Genomic DNA, 16,877 nt, shown 5'->3' with positions numbered 1-16,877 from the left:
GGGAGTGAATCCGTCATGCGCGACGTCGATCTGATCGTGGTGGGCTCCGGCTCGCTGGCTCACGCGGTGCTGATGGGTCTCGCCGGATGCGGCGACGCGCCGATGGACGTGATTGCCGCGGCGCGCAACGAGACGGCCGTGCATCACATGGCGACGCTCGCCAATGCACTCGGCGGCGGAAGCGCGGGCCGCATTGCCGTGACCCCCGTGGCGTGCGACTACTCGCCCGCATCGTTGGCACGCTTGTTCGACGCATATCGGCCGCGCATCGTGTTGACCCTGGCGTCGATGCAGTCGCCGTGGGCGATGACGCGCGGGTGGCAAAAACTCATCGCGGGGCTGGGCTACGGCTGCACGCTACCCTTGCAGGCCGCGCTCGCCGACCGGGTCATGCGGGCGGCGACAGCTGTCCATCCCGGCGCCCATCTCGTCAACGGCTGCTATCCGGACCTGACCAACCACGTGCTGGCCGGGCGCGGCATTCCGGTCGCGGGAGGGATCGGCAATATCGCCATCGTCGCGTCGATGTTGCACGGTCGCACCGATTGCGTGCCCCTGTCGTTGCTCGCGCATCACGCGCACGTCGGCGCGATGATACGCGGCGCTTGGGACGGACTGCCCGCGCCGGCCGTGTGGCTGGACGGCCGCCGCCTGCCGGAACATGAAGCCGCCGCGTTGACCGCGCCCGTGCGCCTGCCCGCCGACGCCACGCTCAACAGCCTCACGGGCGCGCTCGCCGCGCCGATGCTGCGCGCCCTGTCGGGCCGTGCGGACGCATGGCAGGGTCATGCGCCGGGCCTGCACGGCCGGCCCGGCGGCTATCCGGTGCGCGCGGATGCCGCCGGCCTCCATCTCGCGCTGCCGCGCGGCATGACGCCGGAGCAGGCCGAGCAACTGAACAGATCGTATGCGTTGCACGACGGCGTGACCGTCGAGGACGGGCGCTATGTATTGACCCGCTCGCTTGACGATGCGGAACGCGCGCTGGATATCCGCTTGCCGGCGGCGCTTGCCGCGTGGCGGGCCGACGCGCTCGACGAACAAATCGCGTTGCTGGTGCGCTTGCGCGCGACCATCGATGCGACGGACGCCTCAGCTCGCTGAAACCGGGCGGCGCGTCGTTGCGCGCAAGGCGTCCTCCTCATAGGTCCCGAGCCAATCCCCGCGATCGTAGTTGGCCAGGGCTTGCCGGAACATGCGGTCGCGGCTTTCCCAACGATCTTGCACGGGTGGATAATGACGAATGCGCGCGTCGTCGTCGTGGGACACATGCAGCACGGTGCCGCTCTGGCGCCGCATGAGCCCGGCGCTCAGCGTCAGCCGCGCGATCATGTCCTGGTCCTCCCAGCCCCAGCCCAACAGGCATCCGTTGTAGCCGCCGATGCATTCGAAGCCGACGCGACGCACCATCAGCAAGCCGGGCGCCTGGCGTGTGCCGTCCGCCGCGTCTTCCTCGTTGTCGATGATCTCGAGCGCGCGTCCGTTGGCAAGCCGCAGCTTCAGGTGATAGCCGAACATCGCGACCTGGCCGGCCTTGCGCGCGTTGCGCACGGTCTCCGTCACGCCCGCGACGGTTCCGAAGGCGTCGGGTTCGGCTTGCAACTGCCGGACCAGCGCGTCGAGTTGCCCGTCCGGAATGATGATGTCGCAATCGCAGAAGAAAAGGAGCGGACGACGCGTGTGCGCGGCGCCGATATTCTGAGCGCGGGCCTTGTTGAACCAGCCGGATTCGTCGACGTGCACCACCTTGACGTTCGCCGCGTGGCCGGCCATCAGGTCGCGAAGTTGATCGGCATCGCCGCCGTAATTGACCACGGTAACGCCGCCGTCATGCCGGGCGGCGAGTTGCCACAAGGAGGGAAGCGCCTGTTTCAGCTCGTGCCGCCCTCTCCAGGTGACGACGATATCCAGGCTGAGCGGCTCGAGAGTTGACATGTTGGCTTTCCTTGAGAATCCTAGTGTCAGGGCAGTATCGATCCCCGTCCTGCAAAGGGAATCGCATCCGAGATGAATAACACTACCGGCAAGCGCGCGACGTCCGACAGACAGCTGGTGCGGCCAGAACTGGCCGATCCCAGTGTAGCACTGCGGGTGCGGCATGCGATATTGGCAGGATTGCGCGCCAACGGCGGCGGCCATCTGGGCGGCACCTTGAGCTGCGTCGACATCCTGCTCGCGCTGTTCGCCGCGCGTGCGATGTCCGCGCTCGACGCGACAGGCGACGCCCTGTTGCTGTCGAAAGGCCATGCAAGCATGGCGCTCTATGCGGTGTTGCAGCAGGCCGGCGTCGACCTGGGGCCGCTCGGCACGTTCGGTACCGCCGGCTCCCCGCTGCAGGGGCACCCCGATCGCACCCGGCTGGCCTGCATGGATTTCTCGTCGGGTGCGCTCGGGCAGGGCGTCGCCATCGGGCTGGGCATGGCGCTCGCGCGCGAGGCGCGCCACGTGTGGGTGGTGCTGGGTGATGGGGAATGCCAGGAAGGCATGGTGTGGGAAGCCGCGATGCTGGCGGCCCGCCACGGCGTGCCGAATCTGCACGTGATCGTGGATCTCAATGGGGAACAGGAATGCGGCTGGGCGCACGACGCGCGGCTGGATTCCACGCCCTTGCCCGACGCCCTCGCCAAGTGGCGTGCATTCGGCTGGCACGCGGATGAAGTGGACGGACACGACATCGACGCATTGACCGGCTTCGCGCATGCGCATGCCGAAGGGCCCCGGCATGGGCCGACCGTCCTGCTGGCGCGAACCGTCAAGGGTCACGGCCTCGGGCTCCAGCTCGATCGGTTTCGACGTCACTGCACCCAATTGTCCGGCGACGAGTGGGCGCGCATCGCGGGCTCCGGCCACGCGCCTGATCGATGAGAGGTTTGCCGCATGAAAAGACTGGCGCTATCGATTGTCGACGAGTTGCGAAGGAGGGCAGAACAGAGCGACCGTATCTGGGTGCTCGACGGCGACCTGGGCGATTCCTACGGCTTGTACGACGCGCAGGGGCGGCCCGTGTTCTCGCGCTTCGTTCAGGCCGGCATCGCGGAACAGGCGCTCATCGGCGTCGCGGCCGGGCTGGCCGTGAGCGGGCAATGGCCCTGGGTGTTCTCGTTCAGCGCATTCCTGTGCCATCGGGGTGCGGATCAGATCCGCACCTGCGTCGCGTCGCAGGGGCTGCCCGTCGTGATGATCGGCTCGCATGCGGGCGCGGCGAGCGGCACCAATGGCGCGAGCCATGCCAGCCTGTCGGACCTCGGTGTCCTCGCCTCCATCGGCGGCGTGGATCTCTGGGCGCCCGCGGACGCCGCCGACGTCGAACTGGCCGTCGGGTCGTTGGCCGCTTCGCCGCGGCCGGCCTACGTGAGAACGAGCCGGGAACCGGTCGGCGACCTGCGGCTGCCGCCGGGCGTCGTGCGCGGCAACGGCGTGGCCGGCGAGACCGTGCTGCTGTCGTGCGGATACGCATCGCACTGGGCACAGGAGGCCGTGCAGGCGCTGGCAGCCGACGGCGTGCCGATTCCGTGGCGGCACATCGCGCATCTCGGCGAAACCGTGCTCGCTCGGTGGATCACGAGCCAGCCACGCCTGCGCGGCATCGTGGTCCTCGAAGACCATGGACCGGTCGGCGGCCTGGCCGACACCGTTCGCAGGATCGCCCCGCCTGGCGTCACCGTGCGCGCTCTGTCGTGGCCGTCGGGTTGGCATGGCGAATCGGGTGCCATCGCCGACCTCAGACGCGCGCATGGCCTCGACACCGATGCCCTCGTGCGCCGCATCAAGGAAAACATGACGTGAAAGCCCAAGCGAACCCACGCGCGACCCTCGCGAAAATTCTCGATCCGATATCGATCGATGCGTTCCTGCGCGAGTCTTTCGGCAAGCGCCCGCTCCTGATTCGCGGGCAACCGGGGAAATTCGATTTCCTGATGAAACCGTCGCGCATGATCTTCGGATTGGACAAGGTCACCGAGATTCGCTGCGTGTTCGGCGGCTTGAAGCAGGCGACCATCGGTCCCGCCGATATCCGGGAGATGTACGAAGCCGGGGCCACGATCTGCGTGACGGACATGCAGCTTGCGCACCGTTCGCTGTGGACGGCGGCCCGCAACGTCCGGCGGGAAATCGGCTTTGCCGGGCGGGTCGATTTCCGCGCGTATCTTTCGCCGCCATCCTCGGGCTTCGATTTTCATTATGACGCGAGGACCGCCACCACGTTACAACTCGATGGCGAGAAGACCTGGTGGTACGCCATGTCGCCTCATACGTTGTTTCCGACCGAGAATTCGACGCGCACCGACATGGCCGCCGTGCATCGAGCCGTCGCGCGGCAGACGATCCGCAAGGTCACGCTTTATCCGGGCGACCTGCTCTGCCTGCCGCCCGGCTTGTGGCACAAGGCGAGGGCGGGTGACGGCGGATCGCTCGCGCTGAACATGGCATTCAATCACAGCGGCGCGACGGTCGGCGACGTCCTGCTCGACGCGCTGAAAGCGTCGCTGGCCGGCATGCCGGACGCCATGCGGCCGTTCGTGACCGGCGCGGGCCCTACCGGCGTTGCCGAGCTGGAACCCCATATCGCAACCTGTATCGCCGCGCTGCGAGACACGCTCGCATCGTTCGACGGCAAGCGCATCGCGCCGCGCCTCGCAAGCGTCGCGGGCAAGGCCGGACGTACCTGAGCGCGTGGCCTGCGATGCGTGACGCCCCCATCGACGCGGATCGTCTGAACGCCACGCTGGCCCTCGTCGCGGATGCGATGCGCATCGCGCATTCCGGTTCGACGCTCTGGGATCACCTGCTGGGGACCTACGAGGTGCTGTCGGGGTGGGGTGCCGATCCCGACACCCGTCTCGCAGGCCTGATTCACAGCATCTACTCGACCCAGTACTTCCGCCATCGCGTCGTGGCGCCGGGCGAACGCGAGCGGGTTGCGATGATGGTCGGCCAACGGATCGAAGCGCTCGCCCATGCATTTTGCGCCGTCGATCGGGACAGCCTTCGTCGGGCGTCCGAGCGCCTTGACCTCGCGCCGGTGCGCAGGCCTTTGCGCATACGGACGCACGCGGGCGACGGTGAACTGCATGTGACGGCCGCTCAGTGCAGGGCATTGCGACTGCTCGATCTCGCCAACGAAGCCGAGCAACGCAGAACCCTGTTCAGGATCGACGGGCCGTGGTTGTCCGGTATGTGCAAAGGATTCCGAAGCATTGGCTTCGTGCCGCGGTCGTTCATCCGTGCTCCCAGCATCAGCGACGTACAGGAACGTCGGTTGTCCACGTTGTATGAGCATGCACTCGCCGCGCCCTCCAGCCATGCCGCGCAAGCGCTCAGGGCCTGCATCCAGCTCGCGCCCCAATGTGCGGAGCCGAGGTTCCTGCTGGCCGCCTTGCGGCTGCAGGCCGGCGATTTTCACGCCGCGTATGTGGAGGCGTCGACGGGAATCGCCAATCTCGATGGCTGGGGCGCGCCATGGGATGCACGGATTCCCGGTCAAGGGTGGCGGTTCCTGGGGGAGCAACTCGCTATGGCTGCACGTGCAACTCATCGGAATGCGCCCGGGATCTATCAGCAGATCCTGAGCCGTATCCGTCAATAAGCCAGCGCATGCCTTCGATACACCGGCTGAACGATTCCATCAAGCCGTTGCATCGACCGGTTGAATCCGCCGGCCTTGGCGGACGTTCGGGGAAGCCACTTGTTGAGGCCGCTACAGGCGGTTTTCCAGACATCCGATGCGCCACGGCTGCGAATGTCCGCCGTCAAGGTTGTGCCGCACAATACATTCCGGTATCATTCACGCCCCCCACAAGCTGCACACACGGATTTCGCGCGAGGCGTCCCGCCCTCGACTATCCGTGCGTACACGATTCCGTTCGCATCCCGGCAGGCAACCCATTCTTCTGGTGTCATGTGCACGACGATCGTCGGCTCATCTGTCGAGGAGCATGTATTGGCAATTCCTGATCGGAACGATTCTATATCCCCTGAAATCACCGCCACGGCAAAAGTCGGCCGCCGTGTGTCAAAGGGAAAGGTCCAGGCCCTGACACCGACGGACATCGCGTCCCTGGCACGCCAGAATGAGGAGCGCCAGCACCAGATGCGCGCGTTGATCGCGCTCGGTCGCGAGCGCGGCTATCTCACCCACGCGGACATCAACGATCACCTGCCCGACAACTTTGCCCAAACGGCGGCGATGGACACCATCGTCAGCACGTTCAGCGACATGGGCGTGGCCGTATACGAACAAGCGCCGGACGCCGAAGCGCTCCTGTTGACTGACGCTGCGCCGGCCGTGGCATCGGACGATCAGGCGGACGAGGAAGCGGAAGCTGCGTTGTCGACCGTCGATTCCGAATTTGGCCGCACCACGGATCCGGTTCGGATGTACATGCGTGAGATGGGGGCCAGCGAACTGCTGACCCGCGCCGGTGAAATCGAGGTCGCGAAACGGATCGAAGATGGTCTGCAGGACATGATTCAAGCGATTGCCGCGTGTCCGTCGATCGTGTCCACGATTCTTGCCGATGTCGACCGCATCGTTGCCGGCGAACTGCGCATCGACGAACTGGTCGATGGCATCCGTGTCGACGCCGATGAAAGCGAAATGACGCCGGAGTCCCAGGAAGAGGATGCGGAAGCACTCGCTGCCGACGATGAGTCGGACGAAGACGGCATTGAAACGGACGCCGGGGATTCGGAGAAGGTGAACGCGGCACGCCTCGAAGAACTCACGAACGACAGTCTCGTGATTTTTGCGCGTGTGCGTGCACTGTTCGAACAGTTGCCGGATCTGCCTGTCACAGGAGATGCACGTTCCGCAGCAGTTGCGCAAGTGCGCACGGCGATCCAGCGGGAACTCGCGCCGATCCGCTTTACGGCCAAGACCATCGACCGCCTGTGCGCCATTGTGCATGGGCAGGTGACTGAGGTCCGCGCGATCGAGCGCAGCATCCTGGCGATTGCTGTCGACCGTTGCGGCATGCCGCGCGACGCGTTTGTCGAGTCGTTCCCGGGTCACGAGACCGACCTCGAATGGACGAACCGCGCGGCGGCGACCTCGCAGCAGTTTGGCGCGGCGCTCGAGCGACATCAGCCGGCGATTCAGGCGGCGCAGCAGAAACTCGTCGACATCGAGTCCCGGGTCTCGTTGCCACTCCAGCAGCTCAAGCAGATCAACCGCCAGATGAGTGCCGCGGAACTGAAAATGCGGCAGGCCAAGCGCGAGATGATCGAGGCGAACCTTCGTCTTGTCATTTCAATCGCAAAGAAGTACGTGAACCGCGGCATGCAGTTCCTGGATTTGATCCAGGAGGGCAATATCGGCTTGATGAAGGCCGTGGACAAGTTCGAATACCGGCGCGGCTGGAAGTTCTCGACTTACGCGACCTGGTGGGTCCGGCAGGCTGTCACGCGTGCGCTCGCCGATCAGGCGCGGACCATTCGCGTGCCGGTCCACATGATCGAGACGATCAACAAGCTGAACCGGATATCGCGCGAAATCCTGCAACAGACAGGGCAGGAAGCGCATCCCGCCGTGTTGGCAAAGCGCATGGAGATGTCCGAGGAAAAAGTGCTCGGTATCCTCAAGATCGCCAAGCAACCTGTCTCGCTCGAAACCCCGGTGGGTGACGACGCCGATGCAACGCTCGGCGACATGATCGAGGATGTCTCGGCGAGTTCGCCGGCTGAGGCCGCGATTCAGGCGAACATGCGCGCGGCGATCGACGAGGCGCTCAGCGCGTTGTCGCCGCGCGAGGCCAAGGTTCTGCGGATGCGATTCGGTCTCGACACCAACTCCGATCACACGCTTGAAGAGGTCGGCAAGCAGTTCGACGTGACCCGCGAGCGGATCCGTCAGATCGAGAGCAAGGCGATGCGCAAACTGATGCATCCCAGCCGGGCGGACAAGCTCAGGCCCTTTCTCGAGCGCTAGGGCAAGCCGGGCGTGCGCCCGGCTCCAGACTTGCAGCGATCAGGCGTCGGCCTGATCGTTGTCCTGAACGGGCGTATTCGCTGCGGGGAATACTTGCAGCGGCTCGATGCAGGCAGCCTGCTTCCCCCTGGGGGCCTGCTTGATCTCGAAGCTGACCTTCCGGCCCTCCCGAAGCGATCTGAAGCCACTTCCCTGAACCTCGGAGAAGTGCGCAAGCAGGTCTTCGCCACCGTCATCCGGCGTGCCAAGATTGGCGTTCAAGCGAACGCCATCGGCAATATCCACGAATTTCGACTCCGGCGTCCGCCGGGATTGCTACGGCATCAACCGATCCAGCAGCGGCGACCGGAAGATCCGGTTCGGGTCGTAGCGTTCGAGGGTCGCGCGCGCCGCATCCCACGTGCTCGACGCCGGCTGTCCTTCACGATGCAGGTTCGGAATCGTGCGGGTGAGCATCGTGTCGTCTTGCCAGGGAGCCGTATCGGTGTAGCCCCAACCCTTCGACCATTCGGGGCGAAGCGTCGCATACGAACCGGTGTAGTTCGAGAGCATCCATTGCTCGATCTCGCGATAGAAGCGATCGGCAGACGGCGTGCCCGGTAACGTCAGAATATCGAACCACACGGCGACGTCCCAATCCGGCCGGTCGGGGCGCGGCTTGAGTGCGGACAGGGTGGGCACGGCTGCGCCGGCGCCGACATCGGCCGGCTTGTCGAGACCGGTGATACGGATTTCGACGGGACCGTTCATCGGATACTCGCCGCGCGCCTTGTACGTGTCGACGCGGTTCTGATAGAACTGCACGAATTCGCTGATCACGCGCTGCACGTCGGCGCGCCGCGCCAGTACCGCGTAGCCGTTCGCGGTGACGCGCAGCGTCGTCGGTCGAATGTACTGCAGCACGGTGCGCGACCAGCCCCAGATATCCCCGCTGAACGTGAGCGCGAGACCGGCGGCCGTGATGGCCAATTGCGTCTGGCCGAACAGCGGCGTCAATGCGCCTTCGCCACCGATCACGATCCGTTTGACGAGATCCGAGATGGACTGCGGGATCGAATCGGAGAACGGATAGTTGTACGGCTGCGTGACGGCGCGCGACAGGAACGGTTTGCTGGGCGTCGGCGTCCAGACCTTAAGCCACGGGCTGGACGTGAACGGGAACCAGATGGCTTCCACCCGGCCCGCACGATCGAGAAACGACGCGATCGTGCGGCCCGATGTGCCGGCCGGCGCAAACAGTTCGGATGCCGGAATGTCAACGTAGCTCTGGCAGCGTAGCCGCTGGTTCGGGCCCGCCGTCAGCGTGACTTCGACGACGAACGCCCGCCCGATGTGCGTGAGGAACGCGCCGATCTCGGGATCGCTGCGCTCGAACCGGCGCAGCACGTATTGCTGCCGGGCCGGATCGTACACGACCGCGGTGAGCGCGACCACGAGGTTGCTCAGCGAGCCGTAGGTGTGGCCCGGTTGCACGGTTTCACCGGCCGCCGGCACGGCAGTGCCATGTGCATCGATCGCGAGCGCACCGCCGAGCGTGATGTCGCCTGGCGCAGGCGCGGCAATCACACCGAGGCCATACTGCTCGAGCGTCGCGAGCAACGACTCCAGCGAGATGCCCGTTTGGGCGGTGACGCGCGCCGGGCGTGCCGACGTGTCGACGGAGACGGCAATCAGCGACTTCGTCGTATCGAGCAGCACCAGGTTCGCGGCACCGGCGCCCGGATCCAGCGTCAGCGGCGACCAGTTGTGCATGTACCCGCGCGGGCGGATCCGGTAACCGTTCGCGCGCGCCCAGTTGACCGCCGCGACGACGTCGTCGGCAGAGCGCGGCGCGGCGGTCCACACGTCCTGCACTGCGATTTCGCCGCTCCAGTTCTGGAACGCCTGCTTGTAAAGCGGGATATCGGCCGGGAAGCCGGGCGGCGTCGCGTCAGCGGTCCGCGCGTTGGCCGCAATCTGGTAGAGCGGCGTCCAGCCGGTGACGACGCCCGCGGCCGCGAGCTTCGCCATATCGGCGAGGAAAGCGCGGCGCGACGCAGGTTCGTCTTGGAAGTCTTGACTCATGGTGTGCTCCAGTTTTTTGGAATGGTTTTGACGATCGGAAAGACGACAGATGACGCGTTGGTACCGGGATGCGGCAATTCGAACAGCAGCGATGCGAGCTAAAGCGTTGGCCGGTCAGGATTGAAAAGACGACCGGTTCCGCGATTCGCGGACGCGCATCACCGCGGACCTCTGGAAGGAAATCCAGAAGTCGCCCGGTTTCTTATTCAACTGGCGCCGGCCTGTCCTGCCGGCAGGCGAGTAGGGGAATTCGACTGAATATCGCGTGACGAAGCGCTAGCCGCGACGATCAATAAAGGACGATTGCGCGTGAATATTTATTCTCATTTTTCACATTTTTAAATAAAATCACTCGCAATTCATGATCGGTTGATGATTTACTCGTTGCATCGCCGAAATGGTATCAATCTGTTCGATGTGTGACAAGCGGTGATCAATGCAAAAAAGCACGGTGGAGAACGAATAATCCTGGATTAAATCCGCCTCGCCTTCTCTCGAACGATGTTTCGCAAACGGAAACAAAAACGGAAATAGAAACTAAAAATCCCGCGCGCAATGCATGGCTGGATTGTTGCAAAATATCGTGCCAAATAATGGCGAATCTATTCATTCGAAACTGGTACATCAATCGATTTCCGTTTTGTTGGACGAGGCGTCTGAGGAAAATATCCAATTAACTGCAAAATATCTTAAATCGTAGATATCATACGCAGCTAGGGTATTCGTGCATCAAATCAATGAACGGGATCGTTTCGATTTTTTGTTTCGTTTTCTTCGGCAAACACGCCAAGAGTGCTTTTATCCCGCGACACTCAATGATCGAAATAAATGTTTCAGCTTATGGCAGGGTTCGCCAGCAATCGTCAATCCCTGCGCCGCCGTCCTCAAGCACGCACGACAAGGAGAGTCAGATGGTCGCGATCTTCGCGAAGCTCGGAAAGGTGATTTCGAGTGCCGGCAGTGAGCGGTTCGCATCCGACATGCATGCATTGCTGGTTGGATCGATTCCGGTCGCAACCACCAGGATGACGGAATGGACGCTCGACGAGCCGGCGGGCGAAGTGGTCCACGTGGAATCGCTCGGTGCGTTCGACGCGACGCGCGACGACGGACGCGGAGGCGCACCGGTCGTGCACGGCGAGCGGGAACCTGAGACGCATCCACTGCGGAACCGGATCGTGGCCGCTTGCGACCGGCAGCTCATTCACGTCGATCCGCTGATGCGGCGCGGCGCGCCGCGCCGCGCCTGTCGATGTCTTCCAGCGGCGTCGCCAGGATGCGCTTGCACAGGTTGACGCGCAATCGCGTCATGATCTTCATGCACGCGTAGGACGGCATCGCGGCAGCGCCGCTCCGGGAGATCACCGTGACGACGTTCACCGCGATGAAGATCATCAACAGCATCGGTCGATCGTCCTGGTCGCGAAGCACCCGGCTGATCAGGCCGACGCCCGCGATCGACGCCACGCCGCTGATGAGGCCCGTCAGGACCGTGCCCAGGGTCAACCAGGGATGACTGCGCCACATCAGGGTGACGGCTGAGTGCCACGGCGGCGATTTGCTTTGCTCGGAGTCCATGAGTCGCTATTCGGAAAGGCGTGAAAACGGGAAGGGCTCAGTTGACCAGGTGACTGAGTTCGATGGCGTGTGCCGCTGATCTCAATCTCGACGAGGCCTCGTGCCTTCCGAGAAACGTGATGCTTTCGACGATTTCCAACGACGAATCGGAAAACAGGATGCAGCACTTCAGCAGGCGCTGCGCACGGTCCCAGCGACGTTCATGGAATCGGCCACACCCTGCAGCGCGGCCTCGACCGACGCGGCCGTCCAGCCGTCGTTCCGGATCAGCTGCGACTCGATCAGCCGAAGAAATTTCAGGAGGGTGCGGGGATTGCTTTCGATGCTGTACATGAGGATGTAATCGATCCGCAGTTTCTTCGTGATCAACGGAAAAATCAGGTCGATCACGCCGGCGGTCGATTCGCATTTCCCGTAAGCCAGCGAAATCGCCTCGCCGAGCTTGCGGTCCCGGTGAAGCGCATCCAGCGCGGCCTGTACGAACGCCGCTTCATGGTCGACGGTAGTGATTTGCATGAGATTCAATGGCCTGTCGAGTGATGGATTGCGGCGAGCGTGGACCGCAGGCGTTACCAGCCATCCGGAATGGGCATGGAATAGGTCAGCGGCTTTTCCGACATGACTTCGTCCATGATGTCGGAGTAGCCGGACTCCTGGCCGACCAGATTGGGCTCGAAGCAGTAGCAGTTGAACGTCTTCTGCAGGACGAGGTTGTTGCGGTCGTTGATGGCCGGCGGGTGTTCGTTGATCGCGATGAACGCGTCGTAAAGCGAGTCCCTGACGACGTACGCATGCGCGGTCAGCGTCTCCACGGTCTTGACGACGTTCGGCGCGACGGGAATGGGCGGCGCGAAGTGATACGCACCGAGAAACAGCATGTGCCAGTCATCCGGCACCTGCGCGATGAAGTCGGGGAAGCGCGCGGCGAAATCGGCGGCGAAGAACGCGGACAGCGAACGCTACGAAAAAACCTATATCCCGAGTATCGACAGAAAATTTCCGCAGGCATCTCCAAGCAGGTCAATATCTGGCCTAATTCAGAAGACGGACGCTCTGCGAATCAGTTATCGCCTTTCTCTTGTGGGTGATTTTTCGCCTGCATTTGGTTTGTACTCTGATGTTAAATAAAAAGTAGGCTCGCCTGACATTGTCGACACTTTTTCTCAATACGCGGACTCTTTCCAGTTCGTAGTCGCAATGCTCGATCGTGAGGTTGATCGAATCTATTTATTTGCGACAGACTATTCCGCAGCGGAAAGAGGGAATGGCTGCCGCCAGTGTGGTATGCGTCGGCTCAGGGAGCACACTGGGATATCAGCCGTCACCTGATGCACCGGAACAACTGGATGCGGCCGCATCAGTTCGCCGATGGGCTGGCGCCGGCTGTTGAGGAAGAAAAACTTAACACAGTGTCCGGGATTGGTTGACCACTAAACTGCCAGACTGGTTCACGGATCCTGACAGATCTTGCGCGTGATCTCACGTGGTCCTCACGGAGTTCCACACGCTCTCACATCATGCGACCACACGCGTGAATATGGAAATGAGCGCGTCGAGTCGCGGATTTGATGCAATTTCAACAAATTTATATTATCAAAAATCACGTGCGTCACGTACTCATCTGATAATCCTCCAAAAAATTCGAGAAATTACTGCAAAGGATAGGGTGAAAGTTTCATATTATCGAAACAGATGTCGAGATTATTTACGAAAATTCCGCTTAAGCCTAAATTCTTTCATCAACATGATGATATGCTTTCAGTTTACTTGCATTAAAAATTATGTCGCGTAGAATTTGGCCTGTGGTACCCGCTACAAGCATTAATGTCCAATTCTCTGGAGGATATTCATGACTTCAATGTACATTACCGCTGCGCCGATCGGGGCCGTTCCAAAATGGATCAATCCATTGGAGCCAACCTTTATTCCGTCCTATTTGCTCCAATTGATCGATGGTTCGGAGTCGGCCCGCATTCTTGCGCAATTGCAGGCTGATGGCTGGGAGGCTGTTCCGCACGGAGGGATGCTGCTTACACGCGGACACGACAGTTTCATCGCAGATAGTTGGCTCGAGCAACATGCCGATGCGGGCACTGCCGGACAGACGTTGGAATCGGAAGGATGGCTGCGTCGGGATCAAGCGTGGCATGCTCCGCAGACTTCCGCTGCCGAAGCAACGACGTTGCCACGCGAATGGCTGATGGATGTTAAGTCGATGCCATTGGTGCGACAAATCGTTTTGCAATTGACCACGTATGGCTGGGTGGTCTCGGAACGAGGCGATCTCATTTGGGAGCATGCAAAGCTTCATAGCTATTTCCCTCCTGCTTTAATCGATTCAATCCGCGAAAATTGTCAGCCCTTGTTGAGAAAAATGGAGGGATGTGGCTGGCAGGTCTGCGGGGCCGGATACTGGCAACCGGGTAAGGCGCGTTCGCCATTTCTGCCAATTTCTCCGATGGATATTATTGAGGAATCCATACGATCGTTGGAAGAAGGTGCGGCAGTCGTTCACCTGCATACACGCGAACTCGCTGACCGTCGACAAATCGAGATTCCCGGACTCGGCCAGATCACGGTGGGTTCGCAACGCAATCAGATCGTGCTGGAGCATTACGACCAAATCGTGCCTGCAGTCAAGGCGCGTGACGCATCGGCAATTTTGAATTTGTCAACGAGTGTACGCGGTGATCGCCAAAGTGCTCGCAGTGATTTGCGCCGCGCACATTTGAAATCGTACGGCGACGCGGATGTTCCGGAAATGGCGTCGCTCAGCCCAGCGGCGGTTATCTTTCAGGGTGGTGGTGGTTACGATAATGCGCCAGATTTCCTGGCCGCACAGTTCACGCATTTTTGGCGTACCGGTACCCGCCCGGAAGTTGAGGTATTCAACCACACGATCGTTGACAACGCGACGACATTGTACCGAGAGCACCTCGATGCCGCGGGCAAGCCGGTCCTATTCATGCTGGTGGCAGGCGTGGATCAGTACCGTCGCGACCCCATTACCGGAGAAGTGGAGGACGACTCGCTGATCGAGCCTGCCTGTCGCCAGGAAATCGGCAAACTCTTGTCGATCGGCGACCTCGCCCACAGGGAGCGGGCCGTTTCGATCGCGGCCGAACAGTTGCAACCGGTAGTCGAGAGACTTAGAAATATTTTCCCGACGGGCAAGATTTCAATCCTCTTGCCCGGGCCGATGCAGGTGATGCTGGCCGATGTGGCACTCAGCTTGGGGCTCGATGGGGTTCGAGTTGGGCTCGAGGACGGCTTGAACGTATATGACAGCCGCGCCCCAGGTGGCGTACGGAAAGCTCGAGGCACGTGGGAACAGGTCCGAATGTTGCGCGAGGCGCTCCATGCAAAGGGCATTGCTGTACAAACCTCCGCGCAGGTACGGGATATGCTGAGCATGCCGATCGGTGCGGTGGGGTCGCAGAAGCTGGCTCACCAATGACGTGTTGAGGACGAAATGGCCATCTATCGACTCAGCGATCGCACACCCACGATTCACGACAGTGTATTTGTCGCGGACACGGCAGCGGTCATCGGCAATGTCCACTTGGCAGCCCATTCGAGCGTGTGGTTCGGTGCTGTACTGCGCGGTGATACCGAGCCGCTCAGCATCGGCGAAGGGTGCAACATCCAGGACGGCGCCGTGCTACACACCGAGAAGGGATTCCCGTTGGAGCTTGATTCGCACATCACGGTCGGTCATCAAGCCGTACTGCATGGTTGCTCAATCGGTGGAGGCTCTCTGATTGGCATCCAGGCCGTAGTCCTGGACGGAGCCAGGATTGGACGTCAGTCTCTGGTTGGTGCGGGCGCAATCGTGACATCTGGCAAGGAATTTCCGGATCGTGCGCTGATTCTCGGTTCGCCCGCTAAGGTGGTGCGAATGTTGTCGGACGAAGAAGTGATCAAGCTGCAGACGAATATATACTTCTACGCTGAGCAACGACGCCCGCACTTCCGGGAAAAGCTCCTAAGGATCGACTAACTTCGGGGCGTCAATAGGCAGCTCGGGCATTCTGGCTTGTTCGTCAATTTGTAGGCAAGGCATACCATCAGAGCAGAACTCGTGGCTATGCCGATAAATCGACAGCGGAGGGTAGTACTGCAGGCGGCGGTCACGAATGCCGCTGCCTGCTTTATCTCCGAAATATTTTAGAAGCTGTTCCGTCTCTGTTGATTTCCACCGAATCGTGACCCTCCGTATTCATCTAAACCTGACCCACCCCGAGACAGCGTAGTGCATCTATTCCGATGTGGATAGCTCCTCACTGCCTGTTGCTTTTGCTGCTCTCTTTCTCGTTGCCTTCGCCTTGGCAGAACTGGACTTGAAGCGCCAGGATTCATTGCCCGTTTCGACGATGTGGCAGCGATGGGTGACGCGGTCCAGCAGCGCCGTCGTCATCTTTGCGTCCCCGAACACGGTCGCCCGCTCGCCGAAGCTGAGGTTGGTGGTGATCGCGACACTCGTGTGTTCATACAGCTTCGAGAGCAAGTGGAACAGCAATGCGCCACCGGTCTGGCTGAACGGCAGGTAGCCCAGTTCGTCGAGGATCACCAGGTCGACGTACATCAGCTTATGGGCGATCTGGCCTTGTTTGCCGGTGGACTTCTCCTGCTCCAGTGCGTTGGTCAGCTCGACGGTCGAGAGTCTGATCCGCCAGGCTCGAATGGGGCCTTTTCCGGTTGTACAACTCGATGTAGTCGCCGATGGAGCGCCGGGCATGGCTGACCGACTCGTAGGCCCGCAGGTAAATCTCTTCGTACTTGATGCCGCGCCAAACACGTCCGCCGCACGCTCCTGCGATTGCCGCTTCCATTCGGTTCTGGTTCGGGTGCACATCGAACTGCTGCGCCAGCTCGGCCAGCGTGCGCTCGCCCTTGACCGCTGCCAGCGCCACCTTCGCTTTGAACGCCGCTGAGTGCGTGCGTCGGGTTCTCTTCGTCATTTCCTCGGTTCCTTTGCCAGCATTATCGCCGGCTCAGGCCCCGGCCGATCCACTTATCTGGCTGTCCGAATTTGCGAGGCCACTTCTATCCTCGATGGCGCAGAAACGCAATGAACCCGTTGGGCCCGCCAAATTTTTCGCATCAGCGCCGGATCGTTTCGCAGCTCACCGGGGCCCCTTTGATTTCTGTGCAATTTCCCGGTTAGACCCACCTCAGCTTGGCGGTGCTTTGCGTCAAGGCCCCAATTCAATAGTCAAAGTAATCATAAACTCGCTGACTATGCGATACAGTAGAGCCAGCGAGCGGCTCCGAGCCTCGTACCACGGCGAACTCGGGACTGTTGAGA

Annotated in this window: 14 protein-coding genes and 3 pseudogenes; 8 read left to right on the top strand and 9 right to left on the bottom strand. The window is 61.6% G+C overall.

Going from position 1 to position 16,877, the window contains the following annotated elements:
• Positions 1-15 precede the first annotated feature (15 nt).
• The gene (locus tag ACN22W_RS33595; RefSeq protein WP_419690386.1) at positions 16-1,104 is read left to right on the top strand and encodes a hypothetical protein; all 1,089 of its coding nucleotides are present in this window, start codon (positions 16-18) and stop codon (positions 1,102-1,104) included.
• Here the strand turns inward: ACN22W_RS33595 and ACN22W_RS33590 are convergent.
• Entirely contained in the window at positions 1,093-1,935 is an 843-nt protein-coding gene (locus ACN22W_RS33590) for a galactosyltransferase-related protein (RefSeq protein ID WP_419690385.1), read from the bottom strand. The two genes, ACN22W_RS33595 and ACN22W_RS33590, sit on opposite strands and share 12 nt — an antisense overlap.
• Positions 1,936-2,007: 72 nt before the next feature.
• Between ACN22W_RS33590 and ACN22W_RS33585 the strand changes: the two genes are divergently transcribed.
• The 5 genes from ACN22W_RS33585 to rpoD all read left to right on the top strand — a co-directional run bounded on the left by ACN22W_RS33585 (position 2,008) and on the right by rpoD (position 7,927).
• The gene (locus ACN22W_RS33585; protein WP_419690384.1) at positions 2,008-2,865 is read left to right on the top strand and encodes a 1-deoxy-D-xylulose-5-phosphate synthase N-terminal domain-containing protein; all 858 of its coding nucleotides are present in this window, start codon (positions 2,008-2,010) and stop codon (positions 2,863-2,865) included.
• Between the two features lie 12 nt (positions 2,866-2,877).
• Positions 2,878-3,786: a transketolase gene (locus ACN22W_RS33580; RefSeq protein ID WP_419690383.1), complete on the top strand. Its 909-nt coding sequence runs from the start codon at positions 2,878-2,880 to the stop codon at positions 3,784-3,786.
• On the top strand, positions 3,783-4,670 hold the full coding sequence (locus tag ACN22W_RS33575; protein ID WP_419690382.1) for a JmjC domain-containing protein: 888 nt from the start codon (positions 3,783-3,785) through the stop codon (positions 4,668-4,670). Before ACN22W_RS33580 ends, ACN22W_RS33575 begins: the two co-directional genes overlap by 4 nt.
• A gap of 14 nt (positions 4,671-4,684) precedes the next feature.
• Positions 4,685-5,587: a DUF6817 domain-containing protein gene (locus ACN22W_RS33570; RefSeq protein ID WP_419690381.1), complete on the top strand. Its 903-nt coding sequence runs from the start codon at positions 4,685-4,687 to the stop codon at positions 5,585-5,587.
• A gap of 312 nt (positions 5,588-5,899) precedes the next feature.
• A complete protein-coding gene (gene rpoD, locus ACN22W_RS33565; protein WP_129518113.1) occupies positions 5,900-7,927 on the top strand; it encodes an RNA polymerase sigma factor RpoD in 2,028 nt (675 codons plus the stop codon).
• 96 nt (positions 7,928-8,023) lie between these two features.
• Here the strand turns inward: rpoD and ACN22W_RS33560 are convergent.
• The 5 genes and pseudogenes from ACN22W_RS33560 to ACN22W_RS33540 all read right to left on the bottom strand — a co-directional run.
• Positions 8,024-8,212 (bottom strand): annotated as a pseudogene (locus tag ACN22W_RS33560) (cold-shock protein); the annotation flags it as partial.
• A 30-nt stretch (positions 8,213-8,242) separates the two neighbouring features.
• On the bottom strand, positions 8,243-9,991 hold the full coding sequence (locus tag ACN22W_RS33555; RefSeq protein ID WP_419690380.1) for a cholesterol oxidase substrate-binding domain-containing protein: 1,749 nt from the start codon (positions 9,989-9,991) through the stop codon (positions 8,243-8,245).
• Between the two features lie 1,200 nt (positions 9,992-11,191).
• A complete protein-coding gene (locus tag ACN22W_RS33550) occupies positions 11,192-11,569 on the bottom strand; it encodes a hypothetical protein (protein ID WP_419690379.1) in 378 nt (125 codons plus the stop codon).
• A 168-nt stretch (positions 11,570-11,737) separates the two neighbouring features.
• On the bottom strand, positions 11,738-12,094 hold the full coding sequence (locus ACN22W_RS33545; RefSeq protein ID WP_419690378.1) for a hypothetical protein: 357 nt from the start codon (positions 12,092-12,094) through the stop codon (positions 11,738-11,740).
• Positions 12,095-12,138: 44 nt separating this feature from the next.
• Positions 12,139-12,447 (bottom strand): hypothetical protein, encoded by a 309-nt coding sequence (locus ACN22W_RS33540; protein WP_419690377.1) that lies wholly within the window; start codon positions 12,445-12,447, stop codon positions 12,139-12,141.
• Positions 12,448-13,418: 971 nt separating this feature from the next.
• Here ACN22W_RS33540 and ACN22W_RS33535 point away from each other — a divergent pair.
• Complete coding sequence (locus tag ACN22W_RS33535) at positions 13,419-15,026, top strand: 3-keto-5-aminohexanoate cleavage protein (protein ID WP_419690376.1); 1,608 nt, start codon at positions 13,419-13,421, stop codon at positions 15,024-15,026.
• A gap of 15 nt (positions 15,027-15,041) precedes the next feature.
• The gene (locus ACN22W_RS33530; protein ID WP_048244854.1) at positions 15,042-15,569 is read left to right on the top strand and encodes a gamma carbonic anhydrase family protein; all 528 of its coding nucleotides are present in this window, start codon (positions 15,042-15,044) and stop codon (positions 15,567-15,569) included.
• Between the two features lie 258 nt (positions 15,570-15,827).
• Here ACN22W_RS33530 and ACN22W_RS33525 read toward each other — a convergent pair.
• The 3 genes and pseudogenes from ACN22W_RS33525 to ACN22W_RS33515 all read right to left on the bottom strand — a co-directional run.
• Positions 15,828-16,241 (bottom strand): annotated as a pseudogene (locus tag ACN22W_RS33525) (ATP-binding protein); the annotation flags it as partial.
• The gene (locus ACN22W_RS33520; RefSeq protein ID WP_419690760.1) at positions 16,159-16,401 is read right to left on the bottom strand and encodes an integrase core domain-containing protein; all 243 of its coding nucleotides are present in this window, start codon (positions 16,399-16,401) and stop codon (positions 16,159-16,161) included. The pseudogene ACN22W_RS33525 and the gene ACN22W_RS33520, both read right to left, overlap by 83 nt.
• Positions 16,359-16,530 (bottom strand): annotated as a pseudogene (locus ACN22W_RS33515) (transposase); the annotation flags it as partial. The gene ACN22W_RS33520 and the pseudogene ACN22W_RS33515, both read right to left, overlap by 43 nt.
• Positions 16,531-16,877 lie beyond the last annotated feature (347 nt).

Source organism: Burkholderia theae (genome assembly GCF_048565265.1).
Taxonomy (GTDB): domain Bacteria; phylum Pseudomonadota; class Gammaproteobacteria; order Burkholderiales; family Burkholderiaceae; genus Burkholderia; species Burkholderia theae.
Note: the sequence above shows the minus strand (reverse complement) of the source record. Positions and strands in the feature narration are given on the sequence as shown.